This is a genomic window from Flavivirga sp. 57AJ16 (assembly GCF_028736925.1).
Lineage (GTDB): Bacteria > Bacteroidota > Bacteroidia > Flavobacteriales > Flavobacteriaceae > Flavivirga.
Genome location: NZ_JAQZAT010000006.1, coordinates 178151 through 200937 on the forward strand (window position 1 = coordinate 178151; position 22787 = coordinate 200937).

General features: G+C 33.6%; 20 protein-coding genes. 17 read left to right on the forward strand and 3 right to left on the reverse strand.

What is annotated here, in order from left to right:
• The 10 genes from PQO00_RS08455 to PQO00_RS08500 all read left to right on the forward strand — a co-directional run bounded on the left by PQO00_RS08455 (position 1) and on the right by PQO00_RS08500 (position 14469).
• Positions 1–882, forward strand: a complete 882-nt coding sequence (locus tag PQO00_RS08455; RefSeq protein ID WP_274184406.1) for a hypothetical protein — start codon at positions 1–3, stop codon at positions 880–882.
• Positions 875–2164, forward strand: a complete 1290-nt coding sequence (locus PQO00_RS08460; RefSeq protein WP_274184407.1) for a tail fiber protein — start codon at positions 875–877, stop codon at positions 2162–2164. The genes PQO00_RS08455 and PQO00_RS08460 overlap by 8 nt, the downstream gene beginning before the upstream one ends.
• 34 nt (positions 2165–2198) lie before the next feature.
• Positions 2199–2735, forward strand: a complete 537-nt coding sequence (locus tag PQO00_RS08465; RefSeq protein WP_274184408.1) for an OmpH family outer membrane protein — start codon at positions 2199–2201, stop codon at positions 2733–2735.
• Between the two features lie 79 nt (positions 2736–2814).
• Positions 2815–3516 (forward strand): hypothetical protein, encoded by a 702-nt coding sequence (locus PQO00_RS08470; RefSeq protein WP_274184409.1) that lies wholly within the window; start codon positions 2815–2817, stop codon positions 3514–3516.
• A complete protein-coding gene (locus PQO00_RS08475) occupies positions 3516–4094 on the forward strand; it encodes a hypothetical protein (protein WP_274184410.1) in 579 nt (192 codons plus the stop codon). Before PQO00_RS08470 ends, PQO00_RS08475 begins: the two co-directional genes overlap by 1 nt.
• Positions 4095–4107: 13 nt before the next feature.
• A complete protein-coding gene (locus PQO00_RS08480; protein ID WP_274184411.1) occupies positions 4108–9069 on the forward strand; it encodes a hypothetical protein in 4962 nt (1653 codons plus the stop codon).
• A 5-nt stretch (positions 9070–9074) separates the two neighbouring features.
• Complete coding sequence (locus tag PQO00_RS08485; RefSeq protein ID WP_274184412.1) at positions 9075–13001, forward strand: RHS repeat domain-containing protein; 3927 nt, start codon at positions 9075–9077, stop codon at positions 12999–13001.
• Between the two features lie 10 nt (positions 13002–13011).
• A complete protein-coding gene (locus PQO00_RS08490; RefSeq protein WP_274184413.1) occupies positions 13012–13380 on the forward strand; it encodes a hypothetical protein in 369 nt (122 codons plus the stop codon).
• A 95-nt stretch (positions 13381–13475) separates the two neighbouring features.
• Complete coding sequence (locus PQO00_RS08495; RefSeq protein WP_274184414.1) at positions 13476–13796, forward strand: hypothetical protein; 321 nt, start codon at positions 13476–13478, stop codon at positions 13794–13796.
• A gap of 37 nt (positions 13797–13833) precedes the next feature.
• The gene (locus tag PQO00_RS08500) at positions 13834–14469 is read left to right on the forward strand and encodes a hypothetical protein (protein ID WP_274184415.1); all 636 of its coding nucleotides are present in this window, start codon (positions 13834–13836) and stop codon (positions 14467–14469) included.
• Between the two features lie 365 nt (positions 14470–14834).
• On the opposite strand, the gene PQO00_RS08505 is transcribed toward PQO00_RS08500, so the two are convergent.
• The 3 genes from PQO00_RS08505 to PQO00_RS08515 form a co-directional block, all read right to left on the reverse strand.
• A complete protein-coding gene (locus PQO00_RS08505) occupies positions 14835–15080 on the reverse strand; it encodes a helix-turn-helix domain-containing protein (protein ID WP_274184487.1) in 246 nt (81 codons plus the stop codon).
• A gap of 296 nt (positions 15081–15376) precedes the next feature.
• Positions 15377–16276, reverse strand: a complete 900-nt coding sequence (locus PQO00_RS08510) for an IS1380 family transposase (protein ID WP_274184416.1) — start codon at positions 16274–16276, stop codon at positions 15377–15379.
• Positions 16277–16282: 6 nt separating this feature from the next.
• Positions 16283–16672, reverse strand: coding sequence for a hypothetical protein (locus PQO00_RS08515; protein ID WP_274184417.1), 390 nt, complete (start codon positions 16670–16672; stop codon positions 16283–16285).
• A gap of 176 nt (positions 16673–16848) precedes the next feature.
• On the opposite strand from PQO00_RS08515, the gene PQO00_RS08520 reads away from it, so the two are divergent.
• The 7 genes from PQO00_RS08520 to PQO00_RS08550 all read left to right on the forward strand — a co-directional run bounded on the left by PQO00_RS08520 (position 16849) and on the right by PQO00_RS08550 (position 22787).
• Positions 16849–17088 (forward strand): hypothetical protein, encoded by a 240-nt coding sequence (locus PQO00_RS08520; protein WP_274184418.1) that lies wholly within the window; start codon positions 16849–16851, stop codon positions 17086–17088.
• 450 nt (positions 17089–17538) lie between these two features.
• Positions 17539–17703, forward strand: coding sequence for a hypothetical protein (locus PQO00_RS08525; RefSeq protein WP_274184419.1), 165 nt, complete (start codon positions 17539–17541; stop codon positions 17701–17703).
• 466 nt (positions 17704–18169) lie between these two features.
• A complete protein-coding gene (locus PQO00_RS08530) occupies positions 18170–18898 on the forward strand; it encodes a hypothetical protein (protein WP_274184420.1) in 729 nt (242 codons plus the stop codon).
• Between the two features lie 3 nt (positions 18899–18901).
• Positions 18902–19564: a hypothetical protein gene (locus tag PQO00_RS08535; protein WP_274184421.1), complete on the forward strand. Its 663-nt coding sequence runs from the start codon at positions 18902–18904 to the stop codon at positions 19562–19564.
• A gap of 12 nt (positions 19565–19576) precedes the next feature.
• Entirely contained in the window at positions 19577–20578 is a 1002-nt protein-coding gene (locus PQO00_RS08540) for a hypothetical protein (RefSeq protein WP_274184422.1), read from the forward strand.
• Positions 20579–20618: 40 nt separating this feature from the next.
• Positions 20619–21638 carry a hypothetical protein gene (locus PQO00_RS08545; protein ID WP_274184423.1) on the forward strand — a complete coding sequence of 340 codons (1020 nt, stop codon included), beginning with the start codon at positions 20619–20621 and terminating at the stop codon, positions 21636–21638.
• Between the two features lie 87 nt (positions 21639–21725).
• Positions 21726–22787, forward strand: coding sequence for a hypothetical protein (locus PQO00_RS08550; RefSeq protein ID WP_274184424.1), 1062 nt, complete (start codon positions 21726–21728; stop codon positions 22785–22787).

Sequence of the window (22787 nt, forward strand, 5' to 3'; positions counted from 1 at the left end):
ATGATAAAGACAATAATCTATGGTGTTGCAATACTACTAACGTTCAACATATATTCCCAGACCGAACTTACCAATACCGTTAGTGTTGATGCGGCCGGATGGAAAAGAGTAGCTCAACTTAATGGGGCTTCTGGAAGAGGGTATCACGAAGTTATTTTAATGACTACGGGTGGAGATTCTGCTCCTAGAGTTGCTAAAATATCGTGGCTAAAGGGTTGGTCTAGTTATGGTGGTCTTAACCTTGTTTCTATAAGCGATAATGGTTACTGGACAGAAGCTAGAATAACTTACGATGGAACAAAAGCTTATTTAGAAGTTAATTTCACCAAGGTTATTAATTCGATGAATATCTATTTTAATCAATCTGCTTGGGTTGGTGGTAATATTTTTAGTGGAGCACTGCCTAATGGAGGTGATACCGTTATTCTAACTTCAAAATTTGGAAGACTGAATTTTGGAGAAGACGACTTTTTCCTTGCTTATAATGGCAATGTAGGTATTGGTACAACAGCTCCCGATGAAAAACTTGCCATAAATGGAAAAATACATGCCAAAGAAGTACGTGTTGATTTAACAGGTTGGAGTGATTTTGTCTTTGAAAGCACTTATAATTTACCTTCTTTAAATGAGGTGGAAATATATATCAAGGAAAAAGGTCATTTAAAAGATATACCATCAGCCAAAGAGGTTTTAGAAAACGGAATCTTAATTGGAGAAATGGATGCAAGACTTTTGCAAAAAATAGAAGAGCTAATGCTATATACCATTCAACAAGAAAAGGAATTAAAGTCAAAAGAATCTAAAATAAAGAGCTTAGAAGACGTATTGAAAGAACAAGATAAAAGACTCAAGAAAATAGAAAAATTAATAAGCAATGAATAAATACTATTTTTTATTTTTTATATGCCTTTTGTCATTATACGCTGAAGCACAAACAGTTGTGGAAACAGTATCATCAGGAACATCAGGTGATGCTACATTAAAAATTGAGGCTGATACGGATAATAATAATGAATCAGACAACCCTAGAATTGAGTTAGTGCAAGATGGAGGAGGTTTAGGAGCCTATATAGGGTTTAATGCAGATTGGGGTGGTGTTGCTCCAGATAACCTTTTTAGAATAGGTACAAGATACTCGAATGTTGATAACTATAATAGAATTGTCATTAATGGGCAAAATGGAAATATTGGTATGGGAACATCGAATCCAAATGGAAAGTTGGATATATACGGCGCAAACTCAAACACAACCAATTTAATTTTATCTGCTAATTATATAGATAAACACCGTTGGAGATTTAATACTATTGATAGAGGATATGCTATAGATATGGATATCACTGTATCAGATGGGGCTGATAATCAAGAAGCTGTATTAAAACTGTCGAGGTCAAATTCTACAAGACCAGAATTTCAGTTATATAATAATGCTATTGTAGCGAATAATGGAAATGTAGGGATAGGAACAGCAACTCCAGAATACAAACTACATGTTACATCAGGTGGTCAAATTAGAAAAACTACATTAGGAGTCACTTTGGCTTCTGCTGAAAATAGTTGGATTAGAGATGAATGGCTTACAGGCAGCTATGGTCCAGCTAAATGGAATCAATCAATAGCTAAATGGGTTCGTCCTTCGGGTACTTATAATGATATTGGAGGTATAGTATATCAAGATGAGGGGACTTATTTTCTTCGTGATGGAGCAGGAACTCAATTAGAATATACTAATGCTGAATTTTTGAACAATGCATTTATGTTTGCTCATATTATTACAGGCAACATCGGCATCGGTACAATAACACCAGACTCCAAGCTAACCGTAGCAGGTAAAATACATGCTCAAGAAGTAAAAGTAACTATAAATGCAGGAGCAGATTTTGTTTTTAATGATGATTATAAACTTCCCTCTCTAAAAGAAGTCGAGAAATACATAAAAGAAAACAAACATTTGCCAGAAATAGCCTCAGAAAAAGAGATGCAAGATAACGGTCTTCTTTTAGCAGAAATGAATATAAAATTACTCCAAAAAGTAGAAGAATTAACACTTTATACCATACAACAAGACAAAAAATTAAAAGAACAAGATGCTACCAATCAAGAACTCAAAGAACGTCTTTTAAAATTGGAACACTTATTATTGAGCAACGATCAGAAAAATTAAACGAATAAACCCATAAACAGATAAACTTTTTTAAATGAACAAACTAGCATTCCCAGTATCCTTAATTGCCATAGCAGCAAGTATTTTTTCTTTTTTTTATATACAATCAAACTCAGAACTGGTCTATGTAGATGTTAATAAACTTCTAGACGGTTACAAGCGTACCAAAATTGTAAAAGCAGCATTCGAAGCCAAGGCCAAAACCCTTAATGCCAATGTAGATAGCTTAATGACCGATTGGCAAAAAGAACTGAAAACTTATGAAAAAGAACGTTCTAAAATGAGTAAAAAAGAATTGGAGCTTAAACAGCAATTATTAAGTAATAAACAACAACAAATAAATAATTACCAGCAGGCCATACAAAAACAGATTCAGGAAGCAGATAAAAAATCAACCCAAACAGTGATTAATGATATCAATGATTATATAAAGGAATATGGCAAAAAGCACAACCATAAAATCATATTTGGAGCCAGTGGTGGCGGTAATATTATGTATGCCGATGAGGGAACAGATTTAACCCAAGATGTTTTAAACGGACTTAATGCAGAATTTGAAGGGGAAAAGTAAAAAGCTAGAAAGGCAGGAGTCCGGAGCTAAGAGTCTAATAAGACAACATTAACCTAAGCTTAAAAGATAATATAAAAATATGTTACATAAAGATCAAAAAAGATTGAAGTCAAAAAATCTGATGCTAGGATTATTTGGAGCTTTAAACTTTAAGCTATCAGCTCCCAGCTTTCAACTTCCAACTTCTGTCTTCGGTCTTCTGACCATAATATTTTTTTCTAGCTGCACCCAAAAAACATTCAATAACGAATCCGAACTCTTAGAGTACATAAAAACTCCTGAAAATGGCTATACCCAGCATAAAACTATAAATGGTGTAGATTATACCCTAATGTATCACCCTACGGATATGTTGGTAAAGCAAGAGCTAGGAGATAGCGTTAACGGTAATAAAATTAATGCATTACGTAACAAGTACAACAAATACCTGTACTTTAATTTAAGCATGAGTAAAAACAATCAAGAGCTATTAAGTGTAGCCCCAAAAAACAGAAACGAATTTGGAGCCATGGTAAATCAATTGGCATTTGGAATGAACGAAAAGGTGCATGTGTACACGCCAAGTAAAGACACTTTAGAAATGGCGGATTTTATTTATCCGCGTATGTATGGTATGAGTAGGGCTACTACCATCATGTTTGTATATCCTAGAGACAATGAAGCACTAAAACAGGAGTATTTAAATTTCACTATAGAAGATTTAGGGCTGTATACGGGAGAAGTGAAATTTAAAATTCCAATAGAAAAAATCAAGAAAGAACCTATGCTAAAATTTAACTAATGAAAAAAAGTTTATTTCTTTTTTTTACAATTTGCAGCTTTATACAATTAGCAAATGCCCAGTTACAGAGCTGCGAATTAATCCTTAGCAATGGTAGTAAATCAATTGTTCAAGGAAAAATAGGCGGTTCCAAATTTAAGTATAAGTTATCCGGTCAAAATAAAATCCATAAAATCCACTTTTCTGAAATAGGCTCTGTAAAAGTTAATTATTCTGAAGATGATTTTAAAATATACAAATATTTTAAGGTAGAGAGTTCGGGCAAATTTAAAGTCTTAGAAGAAATCGAAAAAGGTAAAGTATCCTTATACATAACCAGTTCTAGTGGTTACATGAACCCATTCGCTTCAGGAATGGGTAGAATGCCCTATACCATAGAAAATTACTATCTAAAAAAGCAAAGCGACGATGAAGTTATCCATCTTGCTTCCAATCGGTTATTTTCTAAAAATTTCATAGAAGGCTCAACAGCGTTTTTTAAAGATTGTGAAGATCTGACCAATAAAATCAAGAACAAAGAATTAAAAAAAAGAGACATTATAGAAATTGTCAAATTCTATAATAATCATTGTAATTAAATAAAAACACCCAATGAAGAAACTCCAATTACCTTTTTTGAAACCGATAACCATATTTGGTTTCATTATTATTTTAATTATAAGTTCAATAGCTACAAAGCTATATGCCCAAGGACCAAATGCTCCAGAAGCTGCAAGTTTTGAGCCCATAGATGCAACAGATATGGTAAACCTGTCAACAGGAGATTTTACCTATGTTTTACCAATAATAAATGTGCCCTCGCCAGAAGGCGGCTACCCATTAGCATTGGCATACCATGCAGGAATTGCTATGGATCAAGAAGCATCTTGGACAGGTTTAGGCTGGAACCTAAATGCGGGAGCCATAAACCGATCAGTAAATGGTTACCCGGACGATTATAATAATGTATTACTCACTGAGTATTTTTACGATGAAGGTGATGAAGAATCTATCTACAGTTTGTCTTTAGGATATTCAGCCTATGGTGCGGCATCTGTTGGTTTGGGGTTTTCATGGGGAAGTAATAGAAGTTTAGGAGGCTATGTAAGTGTTGGTTATGGGTTTGATTTGGGAGGAGATAATAAGCTTGGGGGTTCAATAAAAGCGGGTACAGATGGTGTTGGTGTGAATTTAGGGCTAACTACCAGTGGAGGGTTATCGGTTGGTGTTGGAGCAAGTACTAATGGGGGCTTAGGTGGTTCAATAGGCTTTGATAATAACGGTACAGGTTTTAGCGTCTCTAGTAATGGAAGTGTTAATATTAGCATCGCTCAAGAAAGTGGAAAAGACAACACTGTGTCTTTAGGAATAACATTGTCTTCTAATGGTATTGGTATTGATGCTGGTGTAACAAATAAAACAGGAAATGATGTTGATGGAGGCCTTGGTGGTGGTTTGAATCTTCAATTTGAAAATACTGTTAACATGGGTAATTATACGACTAAAACCAGTGGTTGGCAAGTGCCGCTATCTGTGCCGACACCTATAGGTGTTTTTAGTTTGTCATTTGGTAAGCAGAAATTCAGGTATTATTTAGGAAAAAAAGATAAGAATATTGTTAATGGGCCTATTTATTTTTATGAAGGAACAAGTAATCAATACATATATACATTAACTGCTTTTCATTCGTCAACAGGTCAAATCTTATATAGGAAAACATTTGATTCTCTAGCTGAGGCAACAGCTGAGGCTAATTCAATTCCATTTTGTCAAAGTGGAAATCCAGATGCAAACTGTAGTATAGATGAGACTGAAAAAAAAGAAGCTTTTATGGATATTTATGAAGTTCCGCTAGATGCGAATGATTTTTCAATTAAATCTAAAATGGATATTGATAATGCTATATTTCCAAGCTATGATAATTATAATATTCAAGCTCAAGGTTTGTCTGGGAGCATGTCATCTAGATTGTTTGAAAATGGAAATTTATTTGGTTTAGCAAACAAAGAAAATAATCTAGGTTACGAATTAAGATATTCTTTGGATGGTTCTACTACTGATTTCCCTAATTATGTTCAATTTGATAGCAAGCCTTATTTTTATCTCGATAATGAAATCAGTACTTATTTAGGGGTTAATGAAGCTTCTTTTAATTACAATACCGCTAATAGTGATATTTTATCATATTATAATAATGGTGTAGAACTTACGGCAAAACCCAGACGTAAGAACGCAACTTATGTAGACTATTTTACCAATGAAGATATAAGTGCCAATTATAATTCCATAAAATCTAATGGGTATTTGCTTCCTGAAATAGGGTATGATGCGCTTCTTAATTCAAACATCCCTGAGGATGCCATTGGAGCTTTTAAGATAACATCACTTGATGGTAAAACGTATCACTATTCACTACCTGTATATAACCATGAAACAGTTACCCGAACATTTGGTACTATAGCTGCTAGACCTAATGAGAGCCAATCCTATTTTGAAAAGCGCCAGTTAGAACCTTATGCAACACATTGGTTGCTAACAGCCATTACTGGTCCAGATTTTTTTGACACCAATAACAATGGTGTTGCAGATAAAGGAGATTATGGTTATTGGGTAGCCTTTGAGTATGGTAAATGGTCTGATGCTTTTGCTTGGAAAAGCCCTTATGCAGAAGATTATTTTATAGACCAGAATAATAGTGATATTAAAACATGGATAAGGGGGCGAAAACAGGTTTATTACCTAGATAAAGTTAAGACAAGAACACATACAGCCTTATTTATAAAAAGTCCTCGTAACGATGCTTTGTCTTCGCAATGGAATTATAAATCTGTGGTCCATCTTGATGATGAGGACCAAACCAGCAGTGCTTATCAAGCACGTTTTACTATTCCAGAACAAGAGCCTTTAAAATTGGACAAAATAATTTTAGTAAAAGAAGAAGATGATACATTGGATAGAACTTATAGTGCATCTAATGAGAACCATATTGATATACTGTATAATAATTCAAGTAAGCCTTTAGAAGAGGCATGGTATAACTTGAAAGATAATGTGCTAGATATTAGCGATAATATTAATAGTATTCTGCCTAAAGCATTGAAAGTAGTGGATTTCCAGTACGATAATAGTTTGGTTGTTGGTAGGCCAAGGACGAATTTACCTTCTTATGGTAGTTTGACGTTAAAATCTGTTCACTTTAAAGGTAAACAGGGAGAAGAATTAATCCCCTCATACAGTTTTGGCTATAATAACACCTCATATACATATAACAAAGATGATAAAGATGGGTTTGGTTATTATATAAATGATAATAGCTTGTGGTCTTTAAATGAAATTACAACACCACAAGGGGGAAAAATTCAAATAAATTATGAGAATAATAAGTTTAAAAGTGTAGTAGGGCATACTATTATTTTTAAAGAAAATGATGAAAACTTTGAAGCTTCAATTTATGGTTCTGATAACAAATCGTATAGTTTTAAAAATTTATCTAATATGGATTATAACTTTTTGATTGGTCAAAGAGTAGATATCAGTTTTAATAGGTTTATATGTGATGGACAGCAGTATGTTCGTTTATTAACATATTCAGGAAAAGGGACTGTAACACAACAGCTTGGAACCCAAGAGTACTTAGTAACAGCAGATGCTGCATATAGTGTTTCAGGGCCAATTTTTAATTGTGTTGACCTATCACCTAAATACCATAAAAATGTTTTAGAAATTACTGCTCCTGTAGATAAAACCTATGTGTATAATAATGGAGGTGTCAGGGTCTCAAGTTTAGTCACTACAGATGGCACAACTTCAAATACTTATACAACCAAATACAATTATGGTGAAAATGGAGATGGAATAGGCTATATAAGTTATTTGCCTTTTGCACCTGAGTTACAGAAAGAGTTGCCCTACAGTGCCGAATTACCACCACCAAGAGTCATGTATGAATATGTGTCTATGGAAGCTTTAGGTGCAGATAATCAATCAGAAGGTAAAATACAGTATAAATTTAAAGTCTTAAAAGAGAAAGAAGCAAACGACATTAAGTTTGGCGACTTATATGAGATAGACGTTACAACACAAGAACATACAAACAACACAGCAAATAAAGACGTTGTGGTGAGCAGCTATACTGTAAAAGATAACCTAGCAGCATTGGGTCAATTATTGGAGGTGTCTACATTTAATAATGAAGATCATTTACTTAGTAAAATAGAAAACACCTATTACAGTCCTACTGATCAAACCCCTAACCAGGTTGGGGTTACTAAAGAGGCCTACCAAACCTATAAAATTGTAGATTATACAGATAACACCTCTCAAAAAGATAGATGGTTGGTAAATTCGTCTGCAAGAATAAAATATCCAAACTTACTAAAACATTCAACCGAATATAAAGGAGGTTTTGAATTCACCTCAGAGTTTGGAGAGTTAGACGGTATTACCGGTAGAGCCAATGAAATATTATCGGTGGCAAGCGATGGTACAGAAATAAAATCTAAGTCAGTTCCTGCTTACCATAAATACCCAGATATGGGATCTAAAGTAGATGATGTAGATAACGAAAATATGTTATCACAAAATACAGCAAATTATACCTTTATTAAAGACCCTGTAAGTGGAAACTGGAAAGAAACAGGTGTAGAAATATCTACTTGGAATAACAATTGGAGTTATAGGTCAAATAGTGGTTCTGAAACTTTAGAAACGGATAACGATGCTAAAGTTTGGCGACGACATAAAGAATATGTTTGGGAAGGAGACCTTAACGATGATGGAACCTTAAAAAATTTCTCAGATAACTTTAATTGGGCATCAACATCCCAATCTTCAGAGTGGAAAGAGGTATCAGAAATTACAAAATATTCGCGTTACTCATCACCTTTAGAATTCAAGGATATAAATGATAATAGAGCTTCAACTAAAATGGGAGATAAAGATTCCAAGGTTTTAGCAACAGGTAATTCTTGGTATGGAGAGATGTATTATAGTGGTGCAGAATATAAATCTGGAGGCATTTATTTAGAAAATGAGATTAAAGGAGCTGTATACCAATCATCAGAAAAGTGGCATACAGGTAAATACTCTGTAAAACTAAATACAGGGAATGAATTTGGAGTAGTTTTAAAAGCGAATGAACATAGAGCAGAGCGCTACAAAATCTCTGTTTGGGTTCATAAAGACAACTACTTTAATGCCCAAATTAAAATAGGCTCCGGGTCTTCAACAGTTTTAAATGGAGAGGTTACTCCTGCGGGAGATTGGGTGTTAATGAACCATTATATGACATTAAGCGCCAGTGAACAAAATGTGGTGTTAACTTCTGGAGGAGGTAATGTATATTTTGATGATTTTAGAATACATCCTATGCAATCTTCAATGACAACATATGTCTATAACGAATGGGATGAACTAACGTTTATTACAGATGCAAACAACCTATCTGTTTGCTTTGTTTACGATTCACAAGGAAGATTGACCGAGACCTATTCCGAAATTATTGATGTACCAGGCGTTATAACCGGAGGGTTTAAAAAGACAAGCGAGAATATTTATAACTATAAAAATCAATAATAACTATGAAGAATATTCTAACCTCTTTAATGTTATTGCTAACATTTGGACTATTTGCCCAAGAAGATATGAATTGGGTAATTACAAAAACATTTGATATAAACGGAAATGTTACCTCAAACACCAAATCTTATTTTGATGAGTTAGGTAAAGGTTTACAAACACAAAGTATAGATTTAAAAACAGGAAAAACTTGGGCAACACAAACTTTAAACGACGCAAAAGGAAGACCTGCATTACAGTCTCTAAGTGCTCCTATTAGAAGTGATGGAACATTTCTGTATTCTTCAGGCTTTATAAAAAAGACAAACGGTAACCCATATACAAATTCAGATTTTGAAAGCAATCCCGAAGATCCAGAAAAAATAGGAAACCAAACAAACTCTTTGGGGTGGTACTACAGTGAAAATAACACAAATGAATCCTATCAAGATGTAACCGATTATCCTTTTGTAAGGACTATATATAGCAAACTTAATCCGGGAAGCACTTTAAAAGCTATCGGGGGGAATAAGATAAATGTAAATGGGCAGGAACAATGGCTTAATGGTTTTACCTATACCATGCCAGCAGCCCAAGAAATGTATTATGTATTTGGTAAAGGGTATTTTGGCACACCTGATACAGTTGAACCTTCAGAAGAAGTTATTACAAAGTTCTACAAAACTGTAAATATAGATGTGCATGGTGTTGAATCTGTTTCGTTCTCGGATGGTGAAGGTAAATTATTAGCCGTTGCACGTTCTGGAGGCAATGTTAAATATGAAGTGGTTTCTGTAATTGGGAAACAAGGGTTTGTAGATATTCATATCCCTCAAGGTATAGTAAACAGTGATATTCAGTTTTTAGGAAACAGCAGTAATTATAAGGTTTTTGACTTACGTACAGAAGAAATGGTGTCAACTTCGCAAATGACAGGTGGTCACTTTTACCGTGTAGAATATTTAGCAGCCATAGAAAACACCCAATCATTCATAAGTAGTTCAGGGCTAATAACAACACCAGGCAATACCAAAGGTATTCGCTATAAGGTGAATTATTATAACTATGCCTTAAACTATTATGATAAAGTAGGACGTCTATCTGAAACTACCCAATACAAAGGGTTTGATACGGCATCTTTCAATTTAACTACAGAAAATCCAAACCATCAGCTAAAAAGTGTTTATAAATATAATGCTTTAGACCAAATAACCGAAGTTACCGACCCAGATGAAGGCCATGTTGAATTTATCTATAGAGAAGATGGGCAGATTCGATATTCTCAAGATTCAGAACAAGCGCTTAACAATGAGTTTTCATATACTAACTACGATGAATATGAAAGACCTGTTGAAAATGGGGTGTACGAGGGAGCATTATCCAGTGTTTCGGTAACTACAGTTTTAGACGTCAATAATTGTAAAGACCGTTACATCACGGTATATGATAATCCACAAGACCCTAATGGAGACCCAGAGTTAATAGCGGCCTTAAATGCTGCGAGCATTAGCACCAGTAATTATCCCAAGCAAAACTTTGTAGCAGGTAATATTTCAAAAACATATACCAGAACACCAACTACTACAACCAGTTGGTACAGTTATGATATCCATGGTCGTATAGAATGGATGGTACAAGATATAGAAGGCTTAGGAACAAAAACTATAGATTATGAATATGACCCTATAAAAGGAGTGGTTACTAAGGTTATTTATCAAAAACATGTACCGTCAGAATTATTTGCTCATCAATATATTTACAATAATGTAGGTGAAATAATCGAGGTAAAAACCTCTACAAACAATTCTAGTTTTACTACTCAGGCAACCTATGAGTACACAGAAATAGGAGAGCTAAAGCGTACCATTTTAGGTAATAATCTTCAGGGCATAGACTACGTATATAATTTGCAAGGGCAATTAAAAGCTATCAATCATCCATCTTTAAACAGTGCCAAAGACCCTGGGGGTGATACCAATGATGTTTTTGGTATGCATATAGACTATTATAATGGTGATTATAATAGAGCAAACACGCCAAAACCTATAACAACATCTACACAAGGTATTAACAGGTACGACGGTAGAATAAAAGCAACCCGTTGGGCAATTAAGGGTGTAGACCCAACACCTAATACGTTACAAAACGCCTATGCTTATACCTATAATAATGACAAATGGTTAAGCAAAGCAGATTACGGTACATATAGCCCAATAGTTGAAACCAATGCGGAAGAACACGAAACGTCTACAGCAGTAACTACCAGTAGTAACTCATTAAATATTGAAGCCACAGGGAGCATTACTTTACAACCGGGCTTCCATGCTCAAAACGGAAGTAATTTCACTGCAAAAATTATAAACCCAGGGGGCTATAACACCAATACAACAGATTACGATGTAGATAATATCACCTACGATGCCAATGGCAACCTGTTAACCTTGATCAGAAATAAGAATACAGAATCTGGTAATAATGCTATGGATAACTTTACATACCATTATAACGGGTCAACAAACCAATTAAATCATGTAAGTGATGCAGCAGGTAATGCAAATGTTGGTGATTTAGCATCCCAGTCTAATAACAATTATGAATACAACAGCATAGGCCAGTTAGTTAAAAATGTTCAGGACGATATAGAGTATTTTTATAACGATTCTGGTTTGGTTACTAAAATAGAAAAAGGCGGACAACCCTATCTAAATTTATACTATGACGATAAAGGCCAACGTATACGTAAAGAAGTAACCAATGATAATGGCTTAAACTGGTTTGATACGTATTACGTTAGAGACCTATCTGGAGATGTTTTGGCAATTTACGAAGGCGCTCATGGCACAACACATAATGTAGCCTTAAGTGCTAAAGAGTACCCTGTATATGGTGTTTCCAGATTGGGGGTTTATAACAAAACTACGGGTGCTACTAGCTATGAGGTAACAGACCATTTAGGTAATGTTAGGGCTGTGGTTACAGGTAGTAGTAATACATATTCAGACTATTATCCCTTTGGTATGCCAATGCCATTCAGGAATATTGCTGCCGACTACAGGTATGCATTTCAAGGCCAAGAATTGGATGGAGAAACAGGAAAGGAAGCATTCCAGTTAAGATTATGGGATGGCAGAATTGGAAGGTGGTTAAGTACAGACCCTTATGGGCAATTTGCATCGCCTTATTTAGGTATGGGAAATAACCCTATAACTAACATAGACCCAGATGGCGGTATGTCTATAGGACCGGATGACCCTCCTGTTGACTTAGACCCTGTATATTTATTCTATTCTAAATCCAGAAAGAGCTTTGATTTTAGTGGGATGCGTACATTTCAGCAAGTATCTACAGATTGGTGGCAAAGCTCTTTTGATGGTACATTAAAAGAGTACAATAACATGTACAGCACCAATTTTACTGGAGATAATGCACTTAACCAATGGGCGTATCAGTTTTATTACAAACCTCAATATGATGATATGATTTCTAGTATGCATGCTGCAACAGGGCAAGCTGCTGAGATTATCTTAGAAACTGCTATGGCAATTGCTCCCGTTCCTAAGTTAGGTTTGCTTAAGCATGGTTTAAAGTTATTGAGAACTACAAAAGTAATTAAAACAGCCAATACAGGAGTCAAGTTATTAACTCAAGGGGTAAGAAGTTTTAAGCCAGGAAGTGCTTTGACACATTTTAATAAACACGGTAGTAGTGTCATGAAAGCATTGGGAGAAAAAATCTATACATTAACTAAATATATAGATGATGCAAATCATGTAATAAATACAGGTACATTTGTACCACAGTTAAATGGATACATTAGATTAATTGGAGGAAAAGGAAGTGCTAAATATGCATTTGTTGGAGTTGATAGGGCGACAGGAGCAATAACAAGCTTTCATTTAAAAACTGTTAAAGAATTGGCAAAAAAAGCACCAAATATGTTTGGATATTAAATACAAAATTATGTTAAAAATTAAGAAAATAAATTGGATATCTGAAAGTGCAAAGGAAGCTGAAGTGTTGTTGACGGATGGAACCTTTGATATTTTGTGTTATTCTCAACCTTTCGAATATGATATTGAAAACCATGATTTTGAGACTATTTATTTGTTTTCAGTTTCTAACATTCTAATAATTGATAATGAAAGAAAAAGCTTGGTAAAAAAGTTAAATAACTCTTATGATTATGAGTTTTCTGGGGAAGTTATAGAAAGGAATAATAATAGAATTAGAGTTGGAGAATTTGTATTAGAGCTAGATTTTCCATTACCAAAGGATATAAAAGAAGGAGAATATGTTTCACTTTATTGTGAGAGAGTGGATATTTATTAAAGTAAATTTAATGATAAATGACTCAATAAGTCTATTTTGAAAAAGAAAATACACTTTTACAGTATTAAGGATGAATACGGTAATTTCCCAAGATAGTGAATTATGTAAGAAAGGGAGGTAAAACTTTTTCTCAATTTAAGAAAGCTCGAGGAGGTACTCAAACTCTAGCAAAGATAGAGACATCCACAAGTGTTCAGAGAATAAGTACAGAATTTCATCATGTATTTATTACACAGAGGGTGCAAAGAGCATATAGTTTTCCTAATTGGTTGGTTAATAACAGGTTAAGTGTTGCTAAATTAAATACGGTACAACATGCCCTAGTAGATAAATTTAGATATAGATTTTTAAGAAAAGGGTTTAAGTCAGAAATAGGTTTTTTCTCTGGAAAGTATAATTGGTTTACAAAGTTTTAATAGTATATTGGTTTTTTCAATGATATAAAGGAAAAAAATGTTTGGATTATTTAAAAGAATAAAAATCAAAGATTGGGAAATAGAATTGCTCAAACTTGTTTTAAGTGAAATAAATGAAAAAGAGCTATTAGAACAGGTAAATAATAATTTGCTTAAAGGTGTTTTAACTAATGTTAGTGATATACCGGGGTATGTAGCATTCACATACAACCCTGAAGTGTTAAAAAGGTATGATAATTTAGAAGCACATAATTATAGAATAACTAATATTAAAGTTTTCGATAAAAAAGGAACAGCCTATAATTATACTATTTATGTGTCTACTGGTACAATTAATGGGTACGCTATAGTCCCTCCTAAAAAGGGAGTTAGTCTGAATTTAGATAGAACAGATACAAATAATGTTAAAATTATAAAAAGTGATAATGAGGACTTTAAAGAGCTTTCTAAATTTCTTAATGCTAATGAAAAAGAACTAATTAATCCTTCCGAAGTATATAAAGTCTCCTTATCTAATAAAGAATATTATAACATCCTCAATTTAGAAGATGGTGATTTTATTGCGGTTGATAAAGAAAAAAATATTTATAAAATTACTCATGACCCCTATGAAATATTACTGTTAAATGAGACAACTTTAAAGGATGTATTTACAAAAAAGTTATTTATATAGCTTATCATGTTAAAGAAAATAAATTCTTATAGTGTTGAGGATGAATACGGTAATTTCTCAAACCTCTCAAATTTCCCCTGATGGTGCTAGTTTATCAAAGTGACGGCTACCGCTAGTTTTCAAAACTAGTGGCGTTAAGAGTGAGAAAATATAATGAGAAAAGTTACTTTAGAAATAGAGTAGCTTTTTTTATGTATTAAAATTAGGTATAAGCCTTTTTAGCCCTGCTTGTGCTAGTTTATCAAAGTAACGGCTACCCCAGCTGCCCCGCTAGTGCTAGTTTGTAACTAGTACCGAGTATGAGTAAGAAATAAAATATTAAAGAAGCTACTTTAGAGATAGGGTAGTTTTTTTATGCAATAAAATTAGGAGTATGCTTTTTTAGCCTTGGTATCTCTAATCATGGTATCAATTAATCTAAACAATACACTTTGAGTTTCCTTGTCAAGATTAAGAATATCCTGTAAACGCTGTACCGTTTTTTTATCAAAAGAAGCGTTGACACCTTCTCCAACTAAATAATCTAAAGACACTTCAAAAGCATCGGCAATTTTTTTAGAAACCTCAATAGAAGGAATAGCATCTCCACGCTCATATTTACCCCCCCCCAGCTGCCGCTAGTTTAGCACGCAACGGCTACCGCTAGCATTTGTTAGTGGCGTTAAGGAAAAAGTTATAAAGCAAAAAACAGATTACCCCGCTCCCGCTAAGCTGTGCCTTAAATCCGTATGTTATTCAAATAGATAATATCATTATGCGATTTGGTACAAATTTTTTAAAATCAATAAAATTGATAAGATCTTCAGTTCTTTAGTATTACAAATAAAGCATAGTTTCCCCATTAAAGCGTTTCAATCTTTCTTTTATGGTTTTACAATATTTAAAAGAGCGTTTTTATAAAATATAGCTAGGTTTTAAAATGTATGTTTCCATATATTTTAAGTTTGTATTGTCTAGCCGTTTTAATCCATTTAGCAGGGATGCAGATAAATCTAAAGATGAATTTTTTGATTCTAAAGTTAGCTTTTAGGTTTTTATATGTTTTAGAAAACCCTGTGATTATGTATTGATATAAATTTCGGCACATTGCGGTAAACAAAAGGAAAACGGTATTTTGTTCAAGCTTTGAGAAAGGCACATGGTTCCACCCAAAGTCATTCTTTAAAACATCAAATTCTTTTTCTACAGTCCCTCTCTGATTATAAAAAAACACAATGTTATCATTGCTCATATCCCAATCATTAGTTATGATGGCAGAATAAATGTAAGCTTCATTAGTAAATAAATTTACCTGTCTATCTTTTCTTTTAGTTTTAGTGACCACTAAACGATATGTTTGAAGAGGCTCTGCTTTTTTCAATTCTCTATGTGTCTTTACAAAAGGCGTGTATTTTATTTCTCCACGGTACATAGTCTCTTCTAAAGACTCAATCTTTTCCCAAGATTCAATTTGACTTATAGCTCTTGCCAGAGCAGCATTCATACGAGCTTTTATATAAAAACGATTTGCTCTTTCATTAGCTAGTTTAATCACTTCATAAAGACACGAACCACTATCTGCTCTAAAAGCTTTAATCTTGATATGGTGTTGTTCCAATAAATCAAACATCCTGGATACCGTTTGGTCTTGTAAAGTCCTAACGTCACTATTGCCATTTCTGTTTTCTGCATACACAACATGTTTCCCTGTAATGCCAATTCCAGGGCAGTAGCCATATGCCTTTTTATAGGTATTGGCACTATCGGCTTTGTTATTGAAAATAAAAGTATTGTCATAATCCAAGACAAGTTCCCTTTCTGAGAACACCTGCAATTATTTTAACATTTTTAAATTTAAAGCATTGACTTTTTGATTAATGCTAAACTGGTGCGATTTTTTCCCGCGTGGACTTTTCAATATTTTTTTAGGAATAGATAATTCTTTAAACCTGTCTAAAACTCTATCTGGGCTTGGTATATTTAAAAAGTAGTTATCTTTTAAATGATCACGAAAATTACCACCTAAATCCTCCATACAATCACCGCCACAGAAATAAATAGACCAAAAAGAATATAATAAGTCTTTCCAAGAATATTTACATTGAGTGGGCAATTTTGGTAAGTGTTGCTCTAATAGATGTCCTATTCTTTTGTTTTCAAACTCTTGTAAAACAAGATTTAATCCTCCAAAAGGACTTATGTGTGAAGATTTAAGTATTTTCATAGTGTGTTTTGTAAGCAACACCAAGTTAGGTGAAAACACACAAAACCGCAAACTATTTGTTTACAAAGGTTTGCGGTTGTTTTTATCTAAAGACATGCGGATTTAGGGCACAGCTTAGCGGGAGCGGGGGTATTATATATAAAAGAAATTTAATAATTTGTATATTTGTTATTATTATGGGAACAGTAGAATTAAGAAATATCATTTTAAATAAACTCAATGCCATTGAGGATTCTTCTATGCTGGCTAAAGTGTTGGATTTCGTTGAAGCAATTAAGAACAAAGATGAAATTGTAGCTTATACAGTTCAGGGAGAGCCATTAACAAAAGAAAAGTATATCCAAAGAGTTAAAGATGCCGAAAAAGGCAACTTTATTTCATCCGAGGAATTAAAAAAACGGATGCTTTCTTGGTAGATGAGTTTAAAAGTAGAATGGTCAGAGAGTGCTGAAAATGATATAAAGCACATTTTTGAAAGAGTAAAAAGAAGACTAAATCTGAAAATTTAGCCCGAAATGTAATTAATGATATTTATAATACAGGTGTAAGTATTAAATATGTTAAACAATATCAATTAGATGAATTTTTGGGAGAACCTTATAGAAGAATGGTTATAAGACATTTTAAAATTATCTACAAGTCAGTTAATAATAATGAAATAAAAATACTTCAAGTTTTTGATACTTATCAAAGTCCATTAAAGCTTCGTAAATAAGAATTTCAAGATAAATTAATAAGAACCATCTAGGAAACTAGGTGGTTTTTTTATACTTTAGTTTTTGATTAATTTTAGGATTAATCATACGTTTTTTAAAGCAAAAGTAGTACTGAAATAGTGTATAAGGCGTTATCCCTTCGGGATGGCAATGCCTAACAGGAATATCGTTGGGTATTATCGTTACGGCTATCAAGGTGAATATTCTGAAAAGGATGAAGAAACTGGCTTGAATGCGTTTGAGTTAAGAATGTACGACCTCGCTCCCGCTAAACTGCGTTTAGTGGCAGTACCTAGTAAGAAAATAAAAGAATGAAAAGCTTTTATAGAAATATAAGGGCACCGTAGCTACCGCAGGCAAGTTTTAGGAAACAGAAAAAGTCAAGACTCGTTCATTTACTTATAGGTATATTTTTTGTTTAACAATAGTTAAATTTTTTATGTAAATTTAAAAGACACTTTAATTTTTTTAAAAAGGCATAACACAATAAAGATATAAGGTTAAAAAGGGGCAGTTAAAAATAACACGTTAATTTAGCGCGCGACAAGTATCTTAACAATTGACTTTCTGTATTTTAACTTACACCCGCTCCCTCACGTTCTATGGATGAAAAGCCAATAAAATGAATATATATAGGCATTATGATTACAAATAATCTTGGTTTAAGCATAGATAAGGACGTTTCATAATTTCTAAGTAAAAACCTTAGTAATTCTAAGGGGAATCCTTACTTTTTTTATAAAAAAAGCCATACTTTTATTTGCGAAAAATAAGTAGAAAAATGCTAAAAAACTTTTTATTAATATGCCTTGTTGTTTGGCTTTTGCAAGGCTGTAAAACAATAGATTTACGCCAAAGATCCCAAACAAATACAACACAGCAAGTTTCTTTAGGCAGCGTTGGTTTGGATAAAGATTTTATACTGCAAGAAGAATTTAATAATGCTGCTCTTCCTAATTATACAGCCCCGTTAAAAATATCTGTAAAACTTATGCCGTTTAACAAGCAAGCCTATAAAGCTTTTAATAAGGCCGAAGCATTGCAATCTGCAACAGTAAGAGTTAATTATATCGATTCAGTAAAAAACAAACCCAGATATATTAAGCTACAAATAGCCGATAAAGTAGCTATGATAGATGCCCTAAACGATACAAACAACAGGTCTGTAAAAAATTATTTAGGCCATAATGCGCATACTAATATTATAACAAGTATTTCATGGGCTTTAGGTCAAAGCGATATAGATGCCGTTATGAATGCAGATGCGGTATTTTTAGTTGAAAAAGGGCTAAAAACCTATGTATTGCAATTATACAAAGGCGGAGCAAAAACACAAGTTATTCCATTTAATCGAGGCGTTGTATTTGGGTACAAGGGTTCTAATTGCTGTTGGCAGGAAAATAACAGACGACAAATAAACATTGTTGATTTAGTAAGTGAGTTTAGTCATTGTCCCAATAAAACCTATCGGTCTTCAAAACGCGCAAAAAAGAAAACAAAATTATTTTAATTTATGAAGTTAATAAAAAATATAGTGCTGGCTTTGCCCTTGTGCATTATGGGATGTGAGCATATAACCGAAGTAGTTGATATTTCGGATAAGACAGTAATAGGACTAGCGCCAAAAAGTAATACGGTTGTAACCGATAAAGACGTTGTTTTTACGTGGGATGCTGTAGAAGATGCAGAAAATTATAAGTTACAGATAGCCACACCAAATTTCGAAAATGCAGCACAGATAGTAACCGACTCAACTATGGCTGTGACATCATTTACAAAAACATTGAGTCCTGGTCATTACGAGTGGCGCGTACGTGCCGAAAATTCGGGATATGTAACAGCCTATGCATCTTATGAGTTTACACTGGCCGCTTCTGAACCCAAAGACATTTCCAATGAAACGGTTATTATAACAGCTCCAGCAAATAATGTGGAATTTTCAACGACCGATACTATAAATTTTTCTTGGGAAACTCTGGATGGCGCAGATAATTATGTGTTTCAAATAGCAACGCCCAATTTTGATAACCCCACAGAGGTTATTGAAAATGAAACGATTTCAATAGCAAGCTTTTCTAAAAGTAACTTAAGCGTAGGGAATTATCAATGGCGTGTGAAGGCAAAAAACGCAAGCTATGAAACGGCATATACATTACAAGGTTTTACAATTAAATAATATAAAATAGATATGAGAAAAACAGCCATTATATTAAGCCTTAGCTTATTTATAGGTTTACGGCTAAATGCACAGACCAATACTTTCCCAACTTCTGGAAACGTAGGTATTGGTACAACAACGCCTTCAGAAAAGTTAGTAGTGGAAGGGAATATTAGACTAGGTTTGCCCCATACATTATATAACGGCGATCATTTGAGTGTTAGCTCTACTTGGGGGAACTGGATGACTTTTTTGGACGCCTATAGTAATGATACTTATAACTTTCATAATCCAAATAATGGTGGAAGATTAGAACTTTATATTAATGATGGACAGGCAAATACCAATAAATTTGGAGTATTTACTGTATTAAAGTCTGGTAATATTGGTATTGGGACTTCAAGTCCAACATTTGCTAAGCTTCAAATTAGTGGAGGCTACACACATCAATTATTAGCAGTTAATAGGCCAAATAGTAATGTCCCCGCTCTATACCTTGGAAATGATGGATCCAACGATGCTGCCATTGCATCTAATAATTCTCATTTAACTTTTGGAAGGGATTTAGGAGGTAGTTATACAGAATATATGAGAATAGAAAACTCGACGGGTAATGTAGGTATCGGCACTACGGATACCAAAGGCTATAAACTAGGGGTTCAAGGGAAAATAGCAGCCGAAGAAGTTAAAGTCGCATTACATGCTAATTGGGCGGATTTCGTTTTCGAAAACAATTACAAGCTACCAACACTTAAAGAAGTAGAACAGCATATCAAAGAAAAAGGGCATTTGCAAGATATTCCTTCTGCTGAGGAAGTCGCTAAAAATGGCATTTTTTTAGGAGAAATGGATGCTAAATTATTACAGAAGATTGAGGAATTGACTTTGTATACCATTGCCCAAGAAAAGAAAATAAAAAAACAAAGTTCTAAAATAAAAAAACAAGAACAGGAAATTATGGAATTGAAATCCCTCAATGAAAAACTTTTTGAATTACAAATAAGGTTAGAAAAACTCGAATCCAAAAAATAAAAAGTTTTACGATTTAATAGTAATTAGCAAAAATACAATCATGAGAAAAACAACCATTATTTTAAGTTTAATGTTAAGTCATTTAGGGTTTTCGCAAGTAACCGATACTGGTGATAAGGTGGGAATTGGCACTACCTCTCCATCTGCAAAATTAGAAGTAAAAAGACTCGGAAATACTTTAGGAGGCAAATGGATTCCAAATAATAGTTATTTAACTCTTGATAGCGGCAATGGGAGTATGTTATTGTTGGATCCAAACGAAATTTATGGTAGTAGTGCTTTGCATTTTGGTTCTAAATCTGGAGACATAGCAGTTTTTAGAACTGTTTCAGAAACATCTAATGCATCAGATAAAATGATAATAAAAAATAATGGCAATGTTGGTATTGGTACTATGGCTCCATATGAAAAACTACAAGTTAATGGCCTTATACGAATAGGATCAGCAACCAATGTTGATAATGATTCACCAGGTATTGTTTTAGCAAGCAATGATGATTTTTTGTATGACGGGCAATATATAAATCATTATGCCTTTGGATTTCATGGTTACCAAGACGGGTCAACTACATTTGCTGAGCCTCAAAATACTTATATGTCCGGCTATTTTGGTGTCGATTTTTTTACATTAGGTCAAAATAGAATGCGAATAAGTCATGACGGCATAGTAAGTATTGGTACAGTAAACAGGCAACCTGGGTATAAGTTAGCAGTTAACGGAAACATAAAGGCAAAAGAAATAAAGGTTGAAACAGGTTGGTCAGATTTCGTTTTCGAAAACAATTACAAGCTGCCAACACTTAAAGAAGTAGAACAGCACATCAAAGAAAAAGGCCACTTAAAAGACATCCCTTCCGCAGAAGAAGTAGCTAAAAATGGTGTCTTTTTAGGGGAAATGGATGCTAAGTTATTACAGAAGATTGAGGAATTAACGCTTTACACCATAGCTCAGGAGAAAAGGATGAACAAATTAGAAGAGGAAAATGAAACGTTAAAGGTTATTAACTCTAAACTTCTTGAATTGCAAGGGAGACTTGAAAAGTTGGAATCTGGAAAGTGAAAAGTTATTAAGGACTTGTCATTTTAATATAATGGAAGAAATAATATACAGTTGTAAAGCAGCACAATTTAACAATACAAATAGGTCATGAGAAAAACAGTAATTATTTTAAGTTTAATATTAAGTCATTTGGGGTTTTCGCAAATTTCACATCCAGGGATAACATCTACAGATAGTGCTACTGGTGATCATGCTTTTGTTGGAACTAAATCCGATGGAGTATTTTCAAACTGGTTAAATACGGGGCATAGCGCTACTGCATATAATCTATTAGGGTTTACCGACCAACATGCTGGATTTGGTGTGGCTAATGGCAATAATATTGTTTCTCCCATTATTTGGATGTATGCTAACGAACGAAATGCTTTTAGAGTAAGAAATATTAATTATAATGTGGATATGACTGGTGGAACAGATTTATTTACAGTAAGATCAAGTGGTAAAATCGGTATTGGCACAACAAATCCAAATGAAAAGTTACAGGTAGTGGGGAATATATCTTCTTATGAGGGTAATATATATTTAAATAACAGTTCCGTTAATCAAGAGGATAGTGGGGTGATTAGGTGGAATGAATATTCTGAGAATACAACAAATAAATCAGGAGCTTTTATAAAATATAACGGTGCTAGTAATTATTTACAGTTAGTGACTAATAATGAAACAACAGAATATGAACATTTAAGAATGTATAGAGGTGGGAATTTATTACTTCAACCTAGTTTTGGTAATGTAGGTATCGGCACTACGGATACCAAAGGCTTTAAACTAGGCGTTCAAGGGAAAATAGCAGCCGAAGAAGTTAAAGTCGCATTACATGCTAATTGGGCAGATTTCGTTTTCGAAAACAATTACAAGCTACCAACACTTAAAGAAGTAGAACAGCATATCAAAGAAAAAGGGCATTTGCAAGATATTCCTTCTGCTGAGGAAGTCGCTAAAAACGGCATTTTTTTAGGAGAAATGGATGCTAAATTATTACAGAAGATTGAGGAATTGACTTTGTATACCATTGCCCAAGAAAAGAAAATAAAAAAACAAAGTTCTAAAATAAAAAAACAAGAACAGGAAATTATGGAATTGAAATCCCTCAATGAAAAACTTTTTGAATTACAAATAAGGTTAGAAAAACTCGAATCCAAAAAATAA

Coding starts and splice junctions, on each gene's coding strand:
- PQO00_RS08515 (WP_274184417.1), bottom strand. CDS start 16,672: ATGAAAATACTTAAATCTTCACACATAAGTCCTTTTGGAGGATTAAAT.
- PQO00_RS08530 (WP_274184420.1), top strand. CDS start 18,170: ATGCTAAAAAACTTTTTATTAATATGCCTTGTTGTTTGGCTTTTGCAA.
- PQO00_RS08520 (WP_274184418.1), top strand. CDS start 16,849: ATGGGAACAGTAGAATTAAGAAATATCATTTTAAATAAACTCAATGCC.
- PQO00_RS08540 (WP_274184422.1), top strand. CDS start 19,577: ATGAGAAAAACAGCCATTATATTAAGCCTTAGCTTATTTATAGGTTTA.
- PQO00_RS08545 (WP_274184423.1), top strand. CDS start 20,619: ATGAGAAAAACAACCATTATTTTAAGTTTAATGTTAAGTCATTTAGGG.
- PQO00_RS08460 (WP_274184407.1), top strand. CDS start 875: ATGAATAAATACTATTTTTTATTTTTTATATGCCTTTTGTCATTATAC.
- PQO00_RS08490 (WP_274184413.1), top strand. CDS start 13,012: ATGTTAAAAATTAAGAAAATAAATTGGATATCTGAAAGTGCAAAGGAA.
- PQO00_RS08550 (WP_274184424.1), top strand. CDS start 21,726: ATGAGAAAAACAGTAATTATTTTAAGTTTAATATTAAGTCATTTGGGG.
- PQO00_RS08500 (WP_274184415.1), top strand. CDS start 13,834: ATGTTTGGATTATTTAAAAGAATAAAAATCAAAGATTGGGAAATAGAA.
- PQO00_RS08480 (WP_274184411.1), top strand. CDS start 4,108: ATGAAGAAACTCCAATTACCTTTTTTGAAACCGATAACCATATTTGGT.
- PQO00_RS08470 (WP_274184409.1), top strand. CDS start 2,815: ATGTTACATAAAGATCAAAAAAGATTGAAGTCAAAAAATCTGATGCTA.
- PQO00_RS08525 (WP_274184419.1), top strand. CDS start 17,539: ATGCCTAACAGGAATATCGTTGGGTATTATCGTTACGGCTATCAAGGT.
- PQO00_RS08475 (WP_274184410.1), top strand. CDS start 3,516: ATGAAAAAAAGTTTATTTCTTTTTTTTACAATTTGCAGCTTTATACAA.
- PQO00_RS08535 (WP_274184421.1), top strand. CDS start 18,902: ATGAAGTTAATAAAAAATATAGTGCTGGCTTTGCCCTTGTGCATTATG.
- PQO00_RS08465 (WP_274184408.1), top strand. CDS start 2,199: ATGAACAAACTAGCATTCCCAGTATCCTTAATTGCCATAGCAGCAAGT.
- PQO00_RS08485 (WP_274184412.1), top strand. CDS start 9,075: ATGAAGAATATTCTAACCTCTTTAATGTTATTGCTAACATTTGGACTA.
- PQO00_RS08455 (WP_274184406.1), top strand. CDS start 1: ATGATAAAGACAATAATCTATGGTGTTGCAATACTACTAACGTTCAAC.